This is a genomic window from Streptomyces sp. NPDC012935, from assembly GCF_042900345.1.
Lineage (GTDB): Bacteria > Actinomycetota > Actinomycetes > Streptomycetales > Streptomycetaceae > Streptomyces.
In genome coordinates this window covers 1-1,847 of the sequence record NZ_JBIBBC010000044.1, presented here as the reverse complement: position 1 = coordinate 1,847, position 1,847 = coordinate 1, and the positions used below count along the sequence as shown (strand labels likewise).

Sequence of the window (1,847 nt, the reverse complement as noted above, 5' to 3'; positions counted from 1 at the left end):
GATCACCGGTGATGGCCCCCCTTCTCCCGAAGTTACGGGGGCATTTTGCCGAGTTCCTTAACCATAGTTCACCCGAACGCCTCGGTATTCTCTACCTGACCACCTGAGTCGGTTTAGGGTACGGGCCGCCATGAAACTCGCTAGAGGCTTTTCTCGACAGCATAGGATCATCCACTTCACCACAATCGGCTCGGCATCAGGTCTCAGCCACAAGTGCGACGGATTTACCTATCGCACGGCCTACACCCTTACCCCGGGACAACCACCGCCCGGGATGGACTACCTTCCTGCGTCACCCCATCACTCACCTACTACAGGTCTGGTCCGTCGGCTCCACCACTCCCCTTTGCCCGAAGGCTCCAGGGCGGCTTCACGGACTTAGCATCGCCTGGTTCAATGTTTGACGCTTCACAGCGGGTACCGGAATATCAACCGGTTATCCATCGACTACGCCTGTCGGCCTCGCCTTAGGTCCCGACTTACCCTGGGCAGATCAGCTTGACCCAGGAACCCTTAGTCAATCGGCGCACACGTTTCTCACGTGTGAATCGCTACTCATGCCTGCATTCTCACTCGTGAACCGTCCACCACTGCCTTCCGGCGCGGCTTCACCCGGCACACGACGCTCCCCTACCCATCACAGCCGCCGTTGGGCGTATTGCTGCAATGACACGACTTCGGCGGTACGCTTGAGCCCCGCTACATTGTCGGCGCGGAATCACTAGACCAGTGAGCTATTACGCACTCTTTCAAGGGTGGCTGCTTCTAAGCCAACCTCCTGGTTGTCTCTGCGACTCCACATCCTTTCCCACTTAGCGTACGCTTAGGGGCCTTAGTCGATGCTCTGGGCTGTTTCCCTCTCGACCATGGAGCTTATCCCCCACAGTCTCACTGCCGCGCTCTCACTTACCGGCATTCGGAGTTTGGCTAAGGTCAGTAACCCGGTAGGGCCCATCGCCTATCCAGTGCTCTACCTCCGGCAAGAAACACACGACGCTGCACCTAAATGCATTTCGGGGAGAACCAGCTATCACGGAGTTTGATTGGCCTTTCACCCCTAACCACAGGTCATCCCCCAGGTTTTCAACCCTGGTGGGTTCGGTCCTCCACGAAGTCTTACCTCCGCTTCAACCTGCCCATGGCTAGATCACTCCGCTTCGGGTCTTGAGCGCGCTACTGAATCGCCCTATTCGGACTCGCTTTCGCTACGGCTTCCCCACACGGGTTAACCTCGCAACACACCGCAAACTCGCAGGCTCATTCTTCAAAAGGCACGCAGTCACGAGATACAGCAAGCTGTATCCGACGCTCCCACGGCTTGTAGGCACACGGTTTCAGGTACTATTTCACTCCCCTCCCGGGGTACTTTTCACCATTCCCTCACGGTACTATCCGCTATCGGTCACCAGGGAATATTTAGGCTTAGCGGGTGGTCCCGCCAGATTCACACGGGATTTCTCGGGCCCCGTGCTACTTGGGTGTCTCTCAAACGAGCCGCTGACGTTTCGACTACGGGGGTCTTACCCTCTACGCCGGACCTTTCGCATGTCCTTCGTCTACATCAACGGTTTCTGACTCGTCCCACGGCCGGCAGACCGTGGAAGAGAGATCCCACAACCCCGTACACGCAACCCCTGCCGGGTCTCACACGTATACGGTTTAGCCTCATCCGGTTTCGCTCGCCACTACTCCCGGAATCACGGTTGTTTTCTCTTCCTGCGGGTACTGAGATGTTTCACTTCCCCGCGTTCCCTCCACTTGCCCTATGTGTTCAGGCAAGGGTGACAGCCCATGACGACTGCCGGGTTTCCCCATTCGGAAACCCCCGGATCAAAGCCTGGTTGACG

1 rRNA gene (running past one end of the window) is annotated in these 1,847 nt (G+C 57.4%); it reads right to left on the bottom strand.

The features are described 5' to 3' along the window. Positions 1 to 1,847 (bottom strand): 23S ribosomal RNA (locus tag ACFY5C_RS41195); its annotated part reaches 1,272 nt to the left of the window's first position; the annotation flags it as partial.